General features: G+C 55.2%; 13 protein-coding genes and 3 tRNA genes. 10 read left to right on the top strand and 6 right to left on the bottom strand.

All coding sequences use genetic code 11. The annotated features are described in order from the left end of the window. Positions 1–18: 18 nt before the first annotated feature. Positions 19–921: a LysR family transcriptional regulator gene (locus tag ACR0DT_RS01255; protein WP_480709004.1), complete on the bottom strand. Its 903-nt coding sequence runs from the start codon at positions 919–921 to the stop codon at positions 19–21. 104 nt (positions 922–1025) lie between these two features. On the opposite strand from ACR0DT_RS01255, the gene ACR0DT_RS01250 reads away from it, so the two are divergent. Together ACR0DT_RS01250 and ACR0DT_RS01245 are read left to right on the top strand one after the other, a co-directional pair. After that, positions 1026–2525: a CoA-acylating methylmalonate-semialdehyde dehydrogenase gene (locus ACR0DT_RS01250; protein WP_480709003.1), complete on the top strand. Its 1500-nt coding sequence runs from the start codon at positions 1026–1028 to the stop codon at positions 2523–2525. A gap of 212 nt (positions 2526–2737) precedes the next feature. Continuing rightward, positions 2738–3322, top strand: a complete 585-nt coding sequence (locus ACR0DT_RS01245) for a L,D-transpeptidase (protein WP_480709648.1) — start codon at positions 2738–2740, stop codon at positions 3320–3322. Positions 3323–3378: 56 nt separating this feature from the next. Here ACR0DT_RS01245 and ACR0DT_RS01240 read toward each other — a convergent pair whose 3' ends face one another. Both ACR0DT_RS01240 and ACR0DT_RS01235 read right to left on the bottom strand, forming a co-directional pair. Then, positions 3379–3855, bottom strand: a complete 477-nt coding sequence (locus ACR0DT_RS01240; RefSeq protein WP_480709002.1) for a fasciclin domain-containing protein — start codon at positions 3853–3855, stop codon at positions 3379–3381. Positions 3856–3915: 60 nt separating this feature from the next. After that, entirely contained in the window at positions 3916–4767 is an 852-nt protein-coding gene (locus tag ACR0DT_RS01235) for a class I SAM-dependent methyltransferase (RefSeq protein ID WP_480709001.1), read from the bottom strand. Between the two features lie 133 nt (positions 4768–4900). On the opposite strand from ACR0DT_RS01235, the gene ACR0DT_RS01230 reads away from it, so the two are divergent. From ACR0DT_RS01230 to ACR0DT_RS01210, 5 genes are all read left to right on the top strand, one after another. Continuing rightward, positions 4901–6016 carry a carboxylate-amine ligase gene (locus tag ACR0DT_RS01230; RefSeq protein ID WP_480709000.1) on the top strand — a complete coding sequence of 372 codons (1116 nt, stop codon included), beginning with the start codon at positions 4901–4903 and terminating at the stop codon, positions 6014–6016. A 95-nt stretch (positions 6017–6111) separates the two neighbouring features. Continuing rightward, a complete protein-coding gene (locus tag ACR0DT_RS01225) occupies positions 6112–7254 on the top strand; it encodes an acyl-CoA dehydrogenase family protein (RefSeq protein ID WP_480708999.1) in 1143 nt (380 codons plus the stop codon). Between the two features lie 7 nt (positions 7255–7261). After that, a complete protein-coding gene (locus ACR0DT_RS01220) occupies positions 7262–8302 on the top strand; it encodes an enoyl-CoA hydratase/isomerase family protein (RefSeq protein WP_480708998.1) in 1041 nt (346 codons plus the stop codon). 3 nt (positions 8303–8305) lie between these two features. After that, positions 8306–9178 (top strand): 3-hydroxyisobutyrate dehydrogenase, encoded by an 873-nt coding sequence (gene mmsB / locus ACR0DT_RS01215; protein WP_480708997.1) that lies wholly within the window; start codon positions 8306–8308, stop codon positions 9176–9178. Between the two features lie 96 nt (positions 9179–9274). After that, positions 9275–9604 (top strand): hypothetical protein, encoded by a 330-nt coding sequence (locus tag ACR0DT_RS01210; protein ID WP_480708996.1) that lies wholly within the window; start codon positions 9275–9277, stop codon positions 9602–9604. A gap of 12 nt (positions 9605–9616) precedes the next feature. Here the strand turns inward: ACR0DT_RS01210 and uvrA are convergent, their stop codons facing one another. The 3 genes from uvrA to ACR0DT_RS01195 all read right to left on the bottom strand — a co-directional run bounded on the left by uvrA (position 9617) and on the right by ACR0DT_RS01195 (position 12856). Continuing rightward, positions 9617–12475 carry an excinuclease ABC subunit UvrA gene (gene uvrA / locus ACR0DT_RS01205; protein ID WP_480708995.1) on the bottom strand — a complete coding sequence of 953 codons (2859 nt, stop codon included), beginning with the start codon at positions 12473–12475 and terminating at the stop codon, positions 9617–9619. A 175-nt stretch (positions 12476–12650) separates the two neighbouring features. Then, positions 12651–12727, bottom strand: a tRNA-Asp gene (locus ACR0DT_RS01200). A gap of 52 nt (positions 12728–12779) precedes the next feature. Then, a tRNA-Asp gene (locus ACR0DT_RS01195) sits at positions 12780–12856 on the bottom strand. Positions 12857–13410: 554 nt separating this feature from the next. Here ACR0DT_RS01195 and ACR0DT_RS01190 point away from each other — a divergent pair. The 3 genes from ACR0DT_RS01190 to ACR0DT_RS01180 all read left to right on the top strand — a co-directional run bounded on the left by ACR0DT_RS01190 (position 13411) and on the right by ACR0DT_RS01180 (position 17201). Further along, positions 13411–15288 (top strand): M10 family metallopeptidase C-terminal domain-containing protein, encoded by a 1878-nt coding sequence (locus ACR0DT_RS01190; protein ID WP_480708994.1) that lies wholly within the window; start codon positions 13411–13413, stop codon positions 15286–15288. Between the two features lie 124 nt (positions 15289–15412). Then, a tRNA-Val gene (locus ACR0DT_RS01185) sits at positions 15413–15487 on the top strand. Between the two features lie 127 nt (positions 15488–15614). Beyond that, the gene (locus tag ACR0DT_RS01180) at positions 15615–17201 is read left to right on the top strand and encodes an APC family permease (RefSeq protein ID WP_480708993.1); all 1587 of its coding nucleotides are present in this window, start codon (positions 15615–15617) and stop codon (positions 17199–17201) included. Positions 17202–17226 lie beyond the last annotated feature (25 nt).

The raw sequence follows: 17226 nt of genomic DNA, 5'->3' as shown, positions 1-17226 counted from the left end.
CGCGATTGTATCGACCTGTCAAGCGTTGGCGTCGGCTTCAAGCCGCGCAACTTCGTCACGGATGCCGTGCGTCAGCGCCTCGGCAAAGCGGTTCAAGCGTTCGTTGCGCTGGTCACCCTGATGCCGGACCAGATAGAAACTTCGCGTCAAACCCACTTGATCCGTCAAGATTTTCCGCAGGTTTGTGTGAAACGGCAAAGTAAAATCATGAGCTACACAAACCCCGGTGCCCAGTGATACCTGCCGCAACTGAACCGAGACCGAATTCGATGCAAGTGCGACACGGTCAACGCCGATATCGTTGAGATAATCTAGCTCTCGGTCAAAGATCATGTCCGGAATGTAACCAATCAGGCGATGCCCCTTAAGATCGTTGACGGACCCAATAGGCGCGTGACGATCCAGATAATCCTGAGTTGCCACCATATGCAGTTTATAATCACTGATTTTCTTTACCAGTAGCCTGCCCGCTGTGGGGGCACTAACGGTCACGGCCATATCGGCCTCGCGCCGAGACAGGTTGATGATCCGCGGCAGGGCCAAAATCTGGATGTCCAGATCGGGGTTTGCATCACTGATTTTCGCGCAAACCTGCGGCAGCAAATAATTGGCGCTGCCGTCCGGCGCCCCAATCCGAATCTGCCCGCTTAGGGATTTGGTCGATCCCGCGACCACACCGGCCGCTGCGCGCATCGCCTCTTCGGCCTGCAGACCGTGATCCAGAAGACGTTCTCCAGCAGCTGTCAGGATGTAACCTTGCTGCGATTTAGTGAATAGCTGCGCATCCAATGTCGCCTCAAGCCGCGCGATACGCCGCCCGACCGTGGCAGGATCGATCTTAAGGATACGGCCCGCCGACGATAGGCTTTCCTCGCGTGCAACTGCCAGAAAGACTCGCATATCATCCCAGTTTGGGTTCATGTTTTACCTTTTGCATTTTTGCAAGGCTCTTTTGAAACATTGCCTCTGTTCACCGAATTTTTGCAAGTCTATTTTGGCCGCAAATCTACCCGGAGGAATTTGTCATGCAAAACTTGACCCACTATATCAACGGCGAAAATGTAGAAGGCACATCAGGCCGTTTTGCCGACGTGTTCAACCCCGCCACTGGCGAGGTTCAGGCCCATTGCCCAATGGCCAGCGTTGCCGAAACCGAAGCTGCAATTGCCGATGCTGCTGCTGCTCAGCCTAAATGGGGAGCAACTAATCCACAGAAACGTGCACGCGTCATGATGGCGATGGTTGGCCTTATGAACCGCGACATGGACAAACTGGCCGAGGCGTTGAGCCGTGAGCACGGCAAGACTATCCCCGACGCAAAGGGCGATCTTCAGCGCGGCCTGGAAGTGATCGAATACTGCATCGGCGCACCGCAGATGCTAAAGGGTGAGTTTACCGACAGCGCAGGTCCCGGCATCGACATGTATTCGATGCGCCAGCCTCTGGGTGTTGTTGCGTCGATCATGCCGTTCAACTTCCCCGCCATGATGCCTCTGTGGCATGTCGGGCCAGCTTTAGCCTGCGGCAACGCTGTGGTTCTAAAACCGTCCGAGCGCGATCCTTCTGTGCCGCTGATGCTGGCCGAACTGTTTGTCGAGGCAGGCCTGCCCAAAGGCGTATTCCAAGTCGTAAACGGTGATAAAGAGGCGGTCGATACCCTGCTTGACAGCGAAATCATTCAAGGCGTCAGCTTTGTCGGATCAACTCCGATCGCGCATTATATCTATTCCCGTGCAACTGCGAACGGGAAACGTGCTCAGTGCTTTGGAGGTGCAAAGAACCACATGATCGTCATGCCGGATGCCGATCTGGACCAGGCCGCTGACGCGCTGGTCGGTGCGGGTTTCGGAGCTGCTGGCGAACGCTGTATGGCAATTTCGGTTGCCGTTCCGGTGGGCGAGGAAACCGCTGACGCGTTGATCGAGAAACTGATCCCGCGCGTTGAGAAACTAAAGGTCGGTCCCTATACCGCCGGAGATGATGTGGATATGGGACCAGTCGTAACTGGTGCCGCCAAAGAGCGTATTCTTGGCCTGATTAACTCTGGTGTTGAACAAGGCGCAAAACTGGTTGTCGACAACCGCGATTTCAGCTTGCAGGGATATGAAGACGGCTTCTTTGTCGGCCCCCACCTGTTTGATAACGTCACACCCGAGATGGACATCTATAAGCAGGAAATCTTCGGCCCGGTGCTGTCCACAGTACGTGCGGGATCATACGAAGAAGCGCTGAAACTGGCGATGGACCACGAATATGGAAACGGTACGGCGATCTTTACCCGCGATGGTGACACCGCTCGTGATTTTGCAAGCCGTGTAAATATCGGCATGGTGGGCATCAACGTTCCGATCCCGGTTCCGTTGGCATACCACACCTTTGGCGGTTGGAAGAAATCCATGTTTGGTGACCTGAACCAGCATGGACCGGACAGCTTCAAGTTCTATACCCGCACCAAAACTGTTACCTCACGTTGGCCGTCGGGTATCAAAGAAGGTGGCGAGTTCAACTTCAAAGCGATGGACTGATCTGCAACAGCAGAATTGGTTTTCCTGGATACCGGCCCCTCGCGGGCCGGTTTTTTTTGGCAAGGAATTGCCACAGTAGACAAGAAAATCCAGATCTCACGATAAATTCAAAGTACAGGCACTGGAGAATCAACCCCGACGACAATAATTTAAAGCCAATTTCCAAGTTCCGAGCAGTACGAATACCGGAGGCCGCTTTGTCAAATCCGTACATGACCCGCCGCTCTGCCCTGTTGGGTGCAGCTTCTTTGTTGGCGACACCCGCTTTGGTGCGCGCTCAAAGCTTAGATGCTTTTCCGGCGGACGAAGACGCCATCAGTACACAATTGCCGGTACGCCGCAATGTGTCTTCGTTCTCGCAGCAGAACTGGCAGGATCATTTTGATGAGCTGGGCGTTGGCTGCTTGCTGGCTGATATCACTAGCCGCGCTGTGCATTACTGGGGGCCGGACGGAACGTATAAGCTGTACCCAAGCTCAGTTCCGATGAGCGAGGAACTGACCAAGCGCGGCTATACCGAAATTAAACGCAAAACCGAAAATCCAAGTTGGACCCCAACCGCATCCATGCGTGAGCGTGATCCGACTCTGCCTGTTCGCATGGAAGGTGGCGAACCCGGAAACCCGTTGGGGACTCGAGCCATGTATTTGGGTTGGCCTGCATATCTAGTGCACGGCACCCACGACACGCGCAAGATTGGACGTCAAAGCTCCTCAGGGTGTATCGGCTTATACAACCAACACGTTGAAGAACTTTATCCACTGGTGCAGATCGGAACCAAGGTTCGCCTAGTTTAACAAAAAAGCCCCGGCCATCTGGACCGGGGCTTTGTTCTTTACAGGGGTCGTTGTTTTTATTCCGGAAGGATCACCGCATCGACCACGTGGATCACACCATTACTGGCTTCAATATCGGCCGTCACAACTTTAGCATCATTGACTTTTACACCGTTTTTGGCGTTCACACTAAGGCGGTCGCCTTGTACCGTCAGCACTTTGGCGCGTTTGCCTGCGATATCACCTGACATCACCTTAGCCGGGACCACGTGATACGTAAGAATTTCGACCAGCTGGTCCTTGTTTTCCGGCAGCAGCAATGTTTCGACAGTGCCCTCGGGCAGCGCGGCAAACGCTTCGTCCGTGGGTGCGAACACAGTGAAAGGACCATCACCCTTCAACGTGTCGACCAGACCTGCGGCCTGTACGGCGGCGACTAGGGTATTGAACGATCCGGCCGAAACGGCGGTATCGACGATATCAGCGGCTTGTGCCTTGACGGGCAGTGCGAGTGCAAGTGCGGCGGCAGCGCCCATGAAAGTGCGGCGAAACATGGCTGTTGTCTCCTCTCCAGCTTGTTATGGAAAGGTTTACGGAGGCTCAGCCATCCCGGATCACTTTTCTTTGACCTGAACCCAGATACTCTGCGCACGCCCATCTTGCAGAAACGGCAATGCCTCGACCGCATCGGGGCGATCCATCTGCAAGAAATATCCCGGCCAAAGCATTGAATACGCGCCAGATTGCAGCAATGCATGCAGAATGTACTGCTCACCCCAGCCCGGGCAGTCATAGAAAAACCGCTTGGGATATTCGTAGGGCAGAAAAACATCATGCACGTGGATCACCACACCCGGTTTCAACCCAGGAATGATGCGGCAAAACAGATGCGCCACGTCGTTGCTCATCCGAACGACGTGGCTGGAATCAATGAACAGGATGTCACCTGATTCTAGCTGATCGAACAGCGCCGGATCGACCTCTTCCAGCCGCTTCTGTTCAAAGTGATCGACGACATGCGCGATATCCGCCCGTGGATACGGATCAACCGCAGTGATCTGCGTATCCAGACCGCCGTCGATAATGGCCTGCCGGGTGACGCGGGTTGAATTGCCGCAGCCGACTTCAATCACGCGTTTGGGCGCGAACCGCCGGATCATCAGGTACAACGCGTCAGCATCCGGGCTGTCGTAATATCCATTGCCCAGGCGATAGCCGGTTTGATTGCGCGCAGGGTCTTTCAACGCCTCCAGTGCGGCAGCGTGCTGACTATATTCGGCAACCAGCTCGCTGATATCAAACCCCTCCATCCCCGGCGACAAGGCATAGGCCGGGCGGGTCAACCCGCCTGCCCGTTCAAACGCCTCAAGCCGCGCTCGCTCGTCCAGTTCCGTGACCTTATCGACCAGCTTCACCCCCAACTCATCAAGGGCTGCGTTGATCTGCGGGAATTTTCTGGGTTTCACGGGCGGCTCCACTTGGCGGTTCGTGTGTTCCATACCTTTGCAGGCCGGGCTTGTGCAAGAAGAGCCGCCCCAAACGCTTGGCAAAACAGAAATTTCCGTATTCACTGGTCAGAATAGTAGTACGAGGGTTGCCATGCAGCAGGAATTTACGCTGGGCATTGAAGAAGAGTATCTGCTGGTCGATCGCGACAGCTTTCAACTTGCCCAAGCGCCCACGGCACTAATGGAGGCCTGTCAGGCGGATTTCGAGGGACAGGTTAGCCCCGAATTCCTGCAATGCCAGATTGAGGTCGGCACCCGGCCCCATTCGACGATCAAATCGGCCCGAGAAGATTTGAAACGCCTGCGCTCATGCGTTGCGGATCGGGCGGCTGAATACAACCTCGCGCCAATTGCCGTGTCCTGCCATCCGTTTGCCGACTGGAAGAAACAGCATCACACCCGCAAGGATCGCTATGACGCGCTGCAACATGCCCTTGGCGGCGTTGCACGGCGCATGTTGATCTGCGGGATGCATGTGCATGTGGGTGTCGAAGACCCGGCCATGCGTGCCGACCTGATGCCTCAGCTGTCATATTTCCTGCCCCATCTGCTAGCGCTTTCGACCTCGTCCCCCTACTGGAATGGCGAAGATACGGGCCTGTCATCCTATCGCCTGACCGTATTTGACAATCTACCGCGGACGGGATTGCCGCCGGTTCTTGCCAGTTGGGCAGATTATGAACGCACCACCGGTATTCTGGTTGAGTTAGGCGTGATCGAGGATACGACAAAAATCTGGTGGGACTTGCGCCCGTCACACCGCTTTCCCACGCTGGAAACACGGATCATGGATGTGCAGCCGCGATTGGAACATACCCTGTCGCTGGCGGCATTGGTCCAGGCCCTGACCCGCATGCTGTGCCGCCTGAAGGATCGGAATCTTCGCTGGCGGCATTACGACCAGTTCCTGATCAGCGAAAACCGCTGGCGCGCACAGCGCTACGGTGTGGGCGAAGGGCTGATTGATTTTGGCGACCGATCTATAAAACCCATGCCTGAACTGATGGGTGAACTGATGGGTATGCTGGCCGAAGACGCCGAGGCTTTGGGTACTATGACGGAACTGGCGCGTCTGCAGCAAATCGCACAGACCGGCACCTCGGCCACTCGCCAGCGCCGGGTCTATGCCGAAGCAACTGCGCGCGGCGATGATCCCGGCAAAGCCGTGGTGCAGCACCTGATCGAAGAATATCACCACGATCTTTAATACTCCCTGTCAACGATTGCTGACCGTGCAAAAATTCTGTAAGAATTCGGAAATAAACAGTTGTTCAATTATTTCGACAGCGTGGGAGGCAAGCCTTGGATTTTGCACTGACAGAAGAGCAAACCGCGATCTTCGACATGGCGTATGATTTCGGGCAGGACAACATCGCCCCATACGCCCGCCAATGGGAGGCTGACGGCACCATCCCCAAGGATCTCTGGCCACGAATTGGCGAACTGGGATTCGGTGGTCTCTATGTCTCGGAAGACAGTGGCGGTTCTGGCCTTTCCCGTCTGGATGCGACACTGGTGTTCGAGGCACTTTCGATGGCCTGCCCGTCGGTCGCGGCATTTCTGTCGATTCACAACATGTGCGCCAAGATGTTGGACAGTTTCGCCAGTGACGACCTGAAAGCCCGCATCATGCCCGATGTGCTGAGCTTGAACACCATTCTCAGCTATTGCCTAACAGAACCAGGATCAGGCTCGGATGCGGCTGCGCTGAAAACCCGCGCGGACCGCACGAATGAAGGCTATACACTGAACGGCACCAAGGCCTTTATCTCGGGGGGCGGTTATTCCGACGCCTATGTCTGCATGGTACGCACCGGTCAGAACGGGCCCAAGGGCATTTCGACGGTCTATGTCGAAGACGGCACGCCGGGCCTCAGCTTTGGCGCGCTGGAACAGAAGATGGGCTGGAAAAGCCAACCGACGGCGCAGGTGCAGTTCGATGACTGCCATATCCCGGCCGGAAATCTTGTGGGCACCGAAGGCGACGGGTTCAAATATGCGATGAAGGGTCTGGATGGCGGGCGGCTGAACATCGCCTCTTGCTCTCTGGGGGCCGCCCAATCCGGGCTGAACATGACGTTGCAATACATGTCCGAGCGCAAGGCTTTCGGTCAGTCGATCGACCAGTTTCAAGCGTTGCAATTCCGTTTAGCGGATATGGAGATTGAACTTCAGGCCGCCCGAACCTTCCTGCGTCAAGCCGCTTGGAAATTGGATCAAGGCACGCCCGATGCTACAAAGTTTTGCGCCATGGCCAAGAAATTCGTGACCGAAACCGGATCAAAAGTGGTCGATCAATGTCTGCAACTGCACGGCGGTTACGGCTATCTGGCCGATTACGGCATCGAGAAACTGGTGCGTGATCTGCGCGTTCACCAGATTTTGGAAGGCACCAATGAAATCATGCGGGTCATCGTGGCCCGCCAACTGCTCGCCGAACGCTGAGGGTTCTATGCCAGAAATCGACATCCGCATCACAGGCCGCGCCGGACGCATCACTCTGACCCGGCCAGAGGTGTTGAATGCGATGACCTACGACATGTGTATGGCTATCGACACGGCCCTGCGCAACTGGCGCGAGGATGACGCGGTGGATCTGGTCATCATCGACGCGGAAGGCGACAAAGCCTTTTGCGCGGGGGGCGACATCGCCGATCTTTATGCCACGGGCATCAAGGGTGATTTCGATTATGGCCGAACATTCTGGCGCGATGAATACCGGCTGAATGCGCTGATTTTCGAATTCCCTAAACCGGTCGTCAGCTTTCTTCAGGGCTTTACAATGGGCGGCGGTGTCGGCATCGGTTGCCATGGCAGCCACCGGATCGTGGGTGAAAGTTCAAAGATAGCGCTGCCGGAATGCTCAATTGGACTGATCCCCGATATCGGCAGCACCCTGATGCTGGCGCTAGCCCCCGGTCGTCTTGGCGAATATCTGGGCATAACCGGTCATCGCATGGGCCCCGGAGACGCAATCTTTGCGGGGTTTGCCGATCATTTTATCCCCATCGCGGACTGGTCCGCCCTGATCGAAATGCTCGAAGCGTCGGGCGATGCCGAACTCATCGAACGGCACTCCGCTGCGCCACCCGAAAACGCGCTGGAACAACAACAGCCCACTATTGACGGCCTTTTCGCTGGGGAAAGCTTGGGCGACATCCTGAATGCGCTCGGCAATTCAGATGACGCAATGGCTGCTGACGCGCTTGGGTTGATGGACCGGAATTCACCGCTTTCAATGGCTTGTACGGTAGAAGCGCTGCACCGCCTCCGGGGACCCAGCCTAACGCTGCGCAAAGCGTTGGAGTTGGAATACCGGTATACATACCGCGCGATGGAGCACGGAGATTTTCTGGAAGGTATCCGCGCGCAGATCATAGACAAAGATCGTAACCCGCTATGGCAGTTTCCCGACCAATCCGTGCCTGCGGTGGCGGTGTCGAAAATGCTGCAGCCGCTGGGCAAAGACATGCTGACATTTGAGGAGATTTGAAAGATGAAAATCGGGTTTATCGGTCTGGGAAACATGGGCAACCCAATGGCAGCCAATCTGGCCAAGGCCGGGCACGAAGTGACTGGTTTTGACATGGCTGACGTCAGCGTTGCTGGCGTCTCCATGGCCGACTCGGGTGCTGAGGCGGCAGCCAATGCCGATGTCGTCATTACCATGCTGCCAAACGGGAACATCCTGCGTGCGGTTGGGGATGAGATTATCCCCGCGATGCAGTCGGGTGCCGTGTGGATTGATTGTTCGACCGTCGATGTAGACAGCGCCCGCGCCGTCGCAGATCAGGCAAGAGAGGCTGGAATACTCGCGGTTGATGCCCCTGTATCCGGTGGAATCGGCGGAGCGGCAGCGGGCACCCTAACCTTCATGGCTGGTGGCGGCGACGCAGCCTTCGCCAAGGCCGCGCCACTGTTCGACATCATGGGCCAGAAGGCCGTGCACTGCGGTGACTCCGGTGCAGGTCAGGCGGCCAAGATCTGCAACAACATGATCCTCGGCGTTACAATGATTGCCACCTGTGAGGCGTTTGCTTTGGCAGACAAGCTGGGTCTGGACCGGCAAAAGATGTTTGATGTGGTCAGCACATCCTCGGGCTATAGCTGGACGATGAACGCCTATTGCCCTGCCCCCGGCGTGGGCCCCGAAAGCCCGGCGGACAACAACTATCAACCCGGCTTCGCCGCCGAATTGATGCTGAAAGACCTGCGTCTAAGTCAACAAGCTGCCGAAAGCTCGGATGCCGATACGCCGATGGGGCAAACTGCAACGGCGCTTTATGAGCAATTCGTGGAATCCGAGGACGGATTAGGTATGGACTTCTCTGCCATGCTGCCACGGTTCGAAAAGCGCGGACGGAGTTAAACACCTTCGTGGGCAGGTTCCTGCCCACAGGGTTGACCACACAGGAAACAACGGCCATCTGTCTTTTACTACAGCGTTCTTACAGAGGGTAACTAGATGACGCGTGTATTGACCATTTCTACGGCAGTTCTAGCGCTCACGCTCAGTTCTGGGATTGCCATGGCCGGGAACGGCAAAAGTAAAGTCGGCCATTGCCCTCCCGGTCTGGCTAAGAAAGCTGTACCGTGCGTGCCACCAGGTCAGGTTAAAAACCTGTACCGCGCGGGGGATTATATCAACCGCGACTATCGCTGGATCAACGACCCGTACCGCTATGGACTGAACCGAGGCAGCTACATCCGAGCCGGTGACTACGTCTATCGCGTCGATCCCGACACGCGAAAAGTGCTGAACCTGATCGGTGCGGTGGCTGACATCCTTAACTGAGGATCAGCCCCACTATTCCGCGGCAACTCGCGCGCCCTCAAGCATCTGTTTCAGATACCGTCCGGTATGGCTGCGTTCCACTGCAGCCACATCTTCGGGCGTTCCCGTGGCTACGATCTCACCACCGCCATCGCCGCCTTCAGGGCCGATATCAATGATGTGATCCGCGGTTTTCACAACATCCAGATTGTGTTCGATCACCACGACCGTATTGCCCTGATCGACCAGTTCATGCAAAACTTCCAACAACTTACGGACATCTTCGAAATGAAGACCGGTGGTCGGCTCATCCAGAATGTACAATGTCCGTCCGGTGGAACGTTTAGACAGCTCCTTTGACAGCTTCACCCGCTGCGCCTCACCACCCGAAAGCGTGGTCGCTTGCTGGCCGACTTTGATATAGCCAAGCCCGACCCGTGCTAGCGCATCCATCTTGTCGCGGATCGACGGCACGGCCTTAAAGAACTCCTGCGCGTCTTCCACTGTCATATCAAGAACATCAGCGATGGACTTGCCCTTGAACTTAATCTCTAGGGTTTCGCGATTGTACCGCGCACCCTTGCAGGTTTCGCAGGTGACGTAGACATCAGGAAGGAAGTGCATCTCGATCTTGATGACGCCGTCACCCTGACAGGCCTCGCACCGCCCGCCCTTGACGTTAAAACTGAAACGCCCTGGCTTATACCCCCGCGCCTTGGCCTCGGGCAAACCGGCAAACCAGTCGCGAATCGGAGTGAAGGCCCCGGTGTAAGTGGCTGGATTCGAACGCGGAGTCCGCCCAATGGGTCGCTGGTCAATGTCGATGACCTTATCCAGATGTTCCAACCCCTTAATCGTCTCACAAGGAGCCGGAGTCTGGCGCGCTCCGTTCAGACGCATCGAAGCAGTCTTGAACAGTGTCTCAATCGTCAACGTGGACTTACCGCCACCGGACACGCCCGTCACGCAAACAAACTTGCCCAGCGGGAAATCGGCAGTGACGTTCTTCAGATTGTTCCCTGTCGCCTTGACGACGGAGACCTTTTTCTTATTTCCCTTGCGCCGCTTCGCCGGAACCGCGATCTCTCGTGTCCCCGCCAGATACTGTCCGGTCATCGAGGCCGCGTCGGCCGCGATTTGTTCGGGCGTACCCTTGCTGACCACCTGCCCGCCGTGCACACCTGCGCCCGGTCCAATATCAAACACATAATCAGCCTCGCGGATCGCCTCTTCGTCATGTTCGACGACAATCACCGTGTTGCCCTGATCGCGGAGGTTCTTGAGCGTGCCCAGCAGGCGGTCGTTATCCCGCTGATGCAGCCCGATTGAGGGCTCGTCCAGCACGTACAGAACCCCGGTTAAACCGGAACCAATCTGGCTGGCCAGACGAATTCTCTGGCTTTCTCCCCCGGACAGGGTGCCGCTTGAGCGAGACAGCGTAAGGTACTCCAAACCAACGTTATTCAGGAATCCCAGCCGCTCACGAATCTCTTTGAGAATGGCCCGCGCGATCTCATTCTTCTGAACGCTCAGGTGGTTCGGAGCATCCTCGACCCAGGCCAGCGCTTCTCTGATCGACATTTGAACAACCTGCCCCACATGTAGGCCAGCGATCTTGACGGCCAGCGCCTCGGGACGCAGGCGGTAACCGTGGCAGGCGCCACAAGGCCGGTTGTTCTGGTACCGCTCAAACTCTTCGCGAATCCAGGCGCTGTCGGTTTCGCGATAGCGGCGTTCCATATTGGGAATCACGCCCTCAAAGCTGCGCGTGACCTGATAGACCCGCCCGCCTTCGTCGTACCGGAACTGGATTTCCTCGTCGCCCGATCCGCGCAAGAACACCTGCTGCACATTGGCAGGCAGGTCTTTCCATGGGGTGTTTTTATCGAATTCGTAATGCCGCGCGATCGCCTCGATCGTTTGCAAGAAATACGGTGATTTGCCCTTGCGCCACGGGGCCAGCGCTCCATCGTAAAGCTTCAGCGTTTGGTCCGGCACAACAAGGCGTTCATCAAAGAACAACTCAACCCCCAGGCCATCACAATCGGGGCAAGCGCCAAAGGGTGCGTTGAACGAAAACAGACGCGGTTCAATCTCGGGGATCGTGAAGCCGCTGACCGGGCAGGCAAAATTCTCGCTGAATGTAATGCGTTCCGGATCACCTTCCCGCGGAGCGGTTTCCAGAATCGCGATTCCGTCCGCCAGATCCAGCGCTGTACGAAGGCTGTCGGCCAAACGCGTCTCCATCCCTTCGCGAACAACCAGACGGTCGACCACGACGTCGATGTCATGGCGAAATTTCTTGTCCAGCGTCGGCGGCTCGTCCAACTCGTAAAACTCGCCATCTACTTTGACACGCTGGAAGCCCTGCTTGCGCAGTTCTAGAAATTCCTTTTTGTACTCGCCCTTCCGGTCACGCACGATGGGCGCTAACAGATAACCGCGGGTGCCCTCCTCCATCGTCATGATGCGGTCAACCATGTCCTGCACTTGCTGTGCCTCAATGGGCTGGCCAGTCACGGGACTAAAAGGTGTACCTGCACGGGCGAATAACAGGCGCAGATAGTCGTAGATCTCTGTCACAGTACCAACCGTCGAGCGTGGATTTTTCGACGTGGTTTTCTGCTCAATCGAAATCGCCGGGGAAAGACCGCTGATATGGTCTACATCCGGCTTTTCCATCATATCCAGGAACTGGCGGGCATAGGCCGACAGGCTTTCGACATAGCGGCGCTGCCCTTCGGCATAAATCGTATCAAACGCCAAAGACGACTTACCCGAGCCCGACAACCCGGTGATCACCACCAGCTGATCGCGTGGGATATCCACGTCGATGCTCTTCAGGTTATGCTCGCGCGCGCCGCGCACCTCGATATTCTTCAGCTCAGCCATATTGGCCCCCAACACACAAGTGTCCTAGAAATAGGCGAGCGGCTCCGAGTCTCCAACAAAAAAGTTAGAACAAAGTGTGAACAACTGGATTATTGCCGACATCTCCTGACAGTATGACCCCAATCCGAAGTGTGCCCCGGAAGGGGTTGATTGTATTTTCGGTATTTCAGGAAAATGGCGCGGTTGACGGGGCTCGAACCCGCGACCCCCGGCGTGACAGGCCGGTACTCTAACCAACTGAGCTACAACCGCGCATTTAGGGTCTATGTGCGATCCATTTACCCGGATCAAAGGCTGGCAGCGATGGCGCGGTTGACGGGGCTCGAACCCGCGACCCCCGGCGTGACAGGCCGGTACTCTAACCAACTGAGCTACAACCGCCCGCTGCCCGTTCGTTGCTGAACGTTGGGGTGTATTATGGCCACGCCCCGGCAGCGTCAAGCGGGCTTTTGAAATTTTTTTGCAGAACTCAAAAAATGTTTGCCGACTTCGTCCGCTTCCTTTTTCGGAATTGCCCCTTTCCGAAGCGATTGCACAATCCAGGACGACCACTGGGAATGGCGCTTCCCTTTTCTGCAGAAGCGTTCCTGCCACTCAAGTTTCTATTTTCACCGTTTCCAGTGTGAAATGTAACGTGCAGACGGAATCAGAAAATATTTAACATAATCCCCAAAAGAACTGAACTTTGGGAATTGACCCAATCCTGCTAACAACGTGTGCGCCATCATTCGGCCACATTGCGTGTGCCAGAGGCGACACAGTAACACAAAATCAAAATATAGTGGGACGCTGAACTTGCACAGGGAAGTCTCGAAGTGGAGTATCCAAGCAGATAATAAGTCCCATATAACGGGATAATTAGTAAGCCTAACACAATCGGTAATCAGGATTTTTGAAGATCAGTTGGTTGTGTTGCAAAAAATGGAAATAGTAGTATGTCAGTTGCAACTAACTCTTACCCCGGCGCCAGCCCAACTGGTTATGAATATGTAGACGGATTGATTTGGGGGTCCTCCTGGAATCTAGGGACCAGTGTTGGAGGTCCAGTTGGAACTCTTACATATTCGTTCGGAGATTCCTCTGTAAACGGTTTCGCCGATTTTCTTGAATACGAAAAACAAGCCTTCCGTAACGCCCTAAACGTAATCGAACGATATATCCCCATTAAATTTGTCGAAGTTAATTTCCTCGCGCCCCAAGGGACGCCCTACTACGAGAACATTTCCTGGGGTCTCATTACCCTCGATGATCTTGGGGGAAGTCTCGCGGCACACCAGGTGCCTGGTATGCAACCTGTTTTGCAAGACCAGGGTATTGACACCTTGTTTGGCTGGTTCGCCTACGACACCGTTTTATTTAGCCAAGCGGCATTGTCGAAAGGTGGTGCAGGATTCGAAACTATCCTGCATGAAATACTGCACGGTCTTGGCTTGGCGCACCCGCACGACGCAGGCGGCAGTTCAACGATCTTCGATGGCGTGACCCAAGAATTTGGCGACTATGGAACTGATGCGCAGAATCAGGGCGTTTACACAATTATGTCCTACAATTCGGGCTACGCAGAAGTTGTTCCAGTCACGAGTTACAAGTTCGGCCATTCTGCCACACCGATGGCCCTGGATATTGCAGCTCTGCAAGCAATCTACGGAACGTCCACCTACAGAACCGGTGACAATGTTTATAAAATCAATGGTTCTAACGGTGCCGGTACATTCTGGTCGGCCATCTGGGACACTGCCGGTACAGACACTATTTCAGCGGCAGGTGTGACAAGAAAAGTGGTCATCAACCTCAATGACGCTGACTTGGAAGGTCATGACGCAGGCGGCTCGCCTTCCTCGGCCAATGGCGTTGCTGGAGGTTTCACTATTGCAAACACTGTGATTATCGAGAACGCGATCGGCGGTCTTGGCAGTGACATACTTATAGGTAACGAATACAACAACACGCTTAGCGGAAGCAGCGGTCATGATGTTATAGCCGCAGGTGCAGGCGACGACACAGTAATCGGTGGTGCTGGCAAAGACGTTATCGGTGGCGGTGCCGGCGCGGACATTCTGAATGGCGGCGGTGGCGACGACAAATTCAATGCCAAAGATGGTGATGGCAACGATACCTTCCATGGCGGTGTAGGTATTGACTGGATAAGATATGACGGCACGACCGCAGTAACCTTAGACCTGTTCGAATTCGGTGCGCAGGATACAGGTTACGGTGTCGATATCATCCGTCTAATCGAAAACGTAGAAGGTTCTGAACAGAACGACGTGATCAGCGGCAATGGTCAGGCGAATACGATCATTGGCAATGGAGGGGATGACGTTCTCGATGGCTACCTCGGGCGAGACGTGCTGATAGGTGCCACGGGAAATGATACACTTATCGGCGGCAATGGTTGGGATTTCTTAAACGGCGGCAGAGGCGACGATACCCTAATTGGCGGCCAGGGATTGGACACAATGACGGGCGGCGCAAACGCTGACGTGTTCGTCTTCAATTCGACCAGCGACAGTTCAACTGTAGTTCAGCACGCTGACTGGATAAGAGATTTCAAACCCGGCGAAGATAAAATCGATCTGAGTGCCATTGATGCCAGCACTGTTCTGGCTGGCGATGACTCGTTCATCTTCAACGGAGAAAACTCCGCTACAGATTCCGACGAGGGAGAAGTGTATTTCGTCAAATTGCAAAGGGCCAATCCCGTCGACAACAGAACCTATGTCTATGTCGATACTGATGGGGATAAGGAACCCGAAATGCTTATCAAACTGACCGGTCTACACGATCTGACAGCGAACGACTTTATCCTGTAAGCCCACGATCAGGATTGCCAGGCAGCAGGATTCTGCTGCCTGTTTTTTTTGCCCGAAATTTAAAGCTTTTGTACTTCCAGCACCCTTGCAAGCCCCCAGTTCACTCTGTAAGAGGCATCCTCACGGGTGATTAGCTCAGTGGTAGAGCGCTTCGTTCACATCGAAGATGTCAGGAGTTCAAATCTCTTATCACCCACCATTTCCCTTTTTAAAGCTTCCTTCCAATTTTCCGTTCCCTGACGGTTACTTGCCATAAATCGTCTGGCCTGCGTATCCTGATTTGAACAGCCGCAGGACTTTGCGGCGATAAGGGATGGAGTAAGGACGTGGCCAGATTGAAGCGGGATATCGGCCTCGTAGGGCTAACTTTCATTTCAGTCGGTGGCATCATTGGGTCCGGATGGTTGTTCGGCCCACTTCTGGCGGTGCAACATGCTGGGCCAGCCGCTGTCTTCTCATGGGTCATCGGCGCAGTGGCTATGTTCATTCTGGCGATTACTTTCGCTGAAATTTCGGCCATGCTTCCAATTCCAGGGGGCATTGCGCGGGTACCGCAGTTTTCCCACGGCAATATCGTTTCGATGGCGATGGGTTGGACGGCCTGGATCGGCTATAACACCACTGCCCCGATCGAGGTCGAGGCAATGCTGAAGTACCTGGCACCCTACGCTCCATGGCTGCACACAGCCGAGACAGGGGACCTGACTGGCGCTGGCATCACTGTCGCCCTGTTTTTCATGCTGCTGTTCGTCGCGGTCAACGCACTGGGTGTCAAATTCTTTACTCAAGTGAACGCGGCGTTGACATGGGCGAAGATCGCGATTCCAATCGTTTTGGCCGCCTTGCTGATCGCCAATCGGTTCGACACCCAGAACTTCACCCAACCGGATGGATTTGCGCCATATGGGCTGCAAGGAATTATGGCCGCAGTATCGACCGGGGGCGTGATCTTTTCCTTCATCGGCTTTCGTCACGTGGTCGACATGGCCGGTGAAGTTCGAAACCCCAAATTCGCAATCCCAGCTGCACTAATTTTGTCCATCGTACTTTGCGCACTGATCTATGTGGGCTTGCAAATCGCTTTTATCGGCGCGCTGGACCAAAAAATGCTTGCCAACGGCTGGGCCAGCTTGAGTTTCGGTGGTCAGGGCCCGCTGGACGGCGTCATCATTTCGGTCGGGTTTGTCTGGTTTCTTAGCGTGCTGAACATTGGCTCGGTCATCGGGCCGTTCGGCAACGGCCTTGTCTCGACTGGATCGAATGCAAGGATCGCTATGGCATTGGCGAAAAACGGCTTTCTGCCAACTCGCTTGATGATGTTGTCATCATTCGGAGTTCCCCTTTGGGCGTTGGCGCTGAACTTCCTGATCGGCATCCTGTTCCTGCTGACTGTTCCCTTCACTACCGTCATTGCCCTGAACGGCGCGGCCATCGTGCTTTCATTCGCGGTCGGCCCCATTGCCGTCGTATGCCTGCGCCATTTGATGCCGGATCACCCCAGATCCATCCGAATCCCTGCAGTGAAACTTGTTGCCGTTTCGGCCTTCGCCATCGCCACCCTCGTGGTGTATTGGAGCGGTTGGGATACGGTATGGCGTTTAGGTATCGCTCTTGCCATTGGAATGGCTCTTTTGCTGGCGCGGTTCCGCAACCGGCTGGATGAGATGGACGTGACCGAAGCGTTATGGCTGCTACCTTATCTGGTAGGAGTCGGCCTGATCTCTTATCTCGGGCAGTTCGGAGAAGGCGCCTTGAAGCAAATACCCTTTGGCTGGGACATCGCGCTTTGCGTGTTGTTTTCTGCAGTGATCTTTGGGCTGGCGGTTCGTTCCGCCCTACCCCAGGAAAAATTCCAGGAATACATCGATGAAGAAGAGATTCTGGACCCAAAGAAACCCGTCATAGGGCTGTAAAAAAGGCGGGGTCACCCCCGCCTTT

It is taken from the genome of Ruegeria sp. BI11, from assembly GCF_056538005.1.
Note: the sequence above shows the minus strand (reverse complement) of the source record. Positions and strands in the feature narration are given on the sequence as shown.

Bases quoted from the DNA above. Each gene is read 5' to 3' on its own strand.
- ACR0DT_RS01230 (WP_480709000.1), top strand. From the start codon at position 4,901: ATGCAGCAGGAATTTACGCTGGGCATTGAAGAAGAGTATCTGCTGGTC.
- ACR0DT_RS01245 (WP_480709648.1), top strand. From the start codon at position 2,738: ATGACCCGCCGCTCTGCCCTGTTGGGTGCAGCTTCTTTGTTGGCGACA.
- ACR0DT_RS01240 (WP_480709002.1), bottom strand. From the start codon at position 3,855: ATGTTTCGCCGCACTTTCATGGGCGCTGCCGCCGCACTTGCACTCGCA.
- mmsB (WP_480708997.1), top strand. From the start codon at position 8,306: ATGAAAATCGGGTTTATCGGTCTGGGAAACATGGGCAACCCAATGGCA.
- ACR0DT_RS01255 (WP_480709004.1), bottom strand. From the start codon at position 921: ATGAACCCAAACTGGGATGATATGCGAGTCTTTCTGGCAGTTGCACGC.
- ACR0DT_RS01190 (WP_480708994.1), top strand. From the start codon at position 13,411: ATGTCAGTTGCAACTAACTCTTACCCCGGCGCCAGCCCAACTGGTTAT.
- ACR0DT_RS01250 (WP_480709003.1), top strand. From the start codon at position 1,026: ATGCAAAACTTGACCCACTATATCAACGGCGAAAATGTAGAAGGCACA.
- uvrA (WP_480708995.1), bottom strand. From the start codon at position 12,475: ATGGCTGAGCTGAAGAATATCGAGGTGCGCGGCGCGCGCGAGCATAAC.
- ACR0DT_RS01220 (WP_480708998.1), top strand. From the start codon at position 7,262: ATGCCAGAAATCGACATCCGCATCACAGGCCGCGCCGGACGCATCACT.
- ACR0DT_RS01210 (WP_480708996.1), top strand. From the start codon at position 9,275: ATGACGCGTGTATTGACCATTTCTACGGCAGTTCTAGCGCTCACGCTC.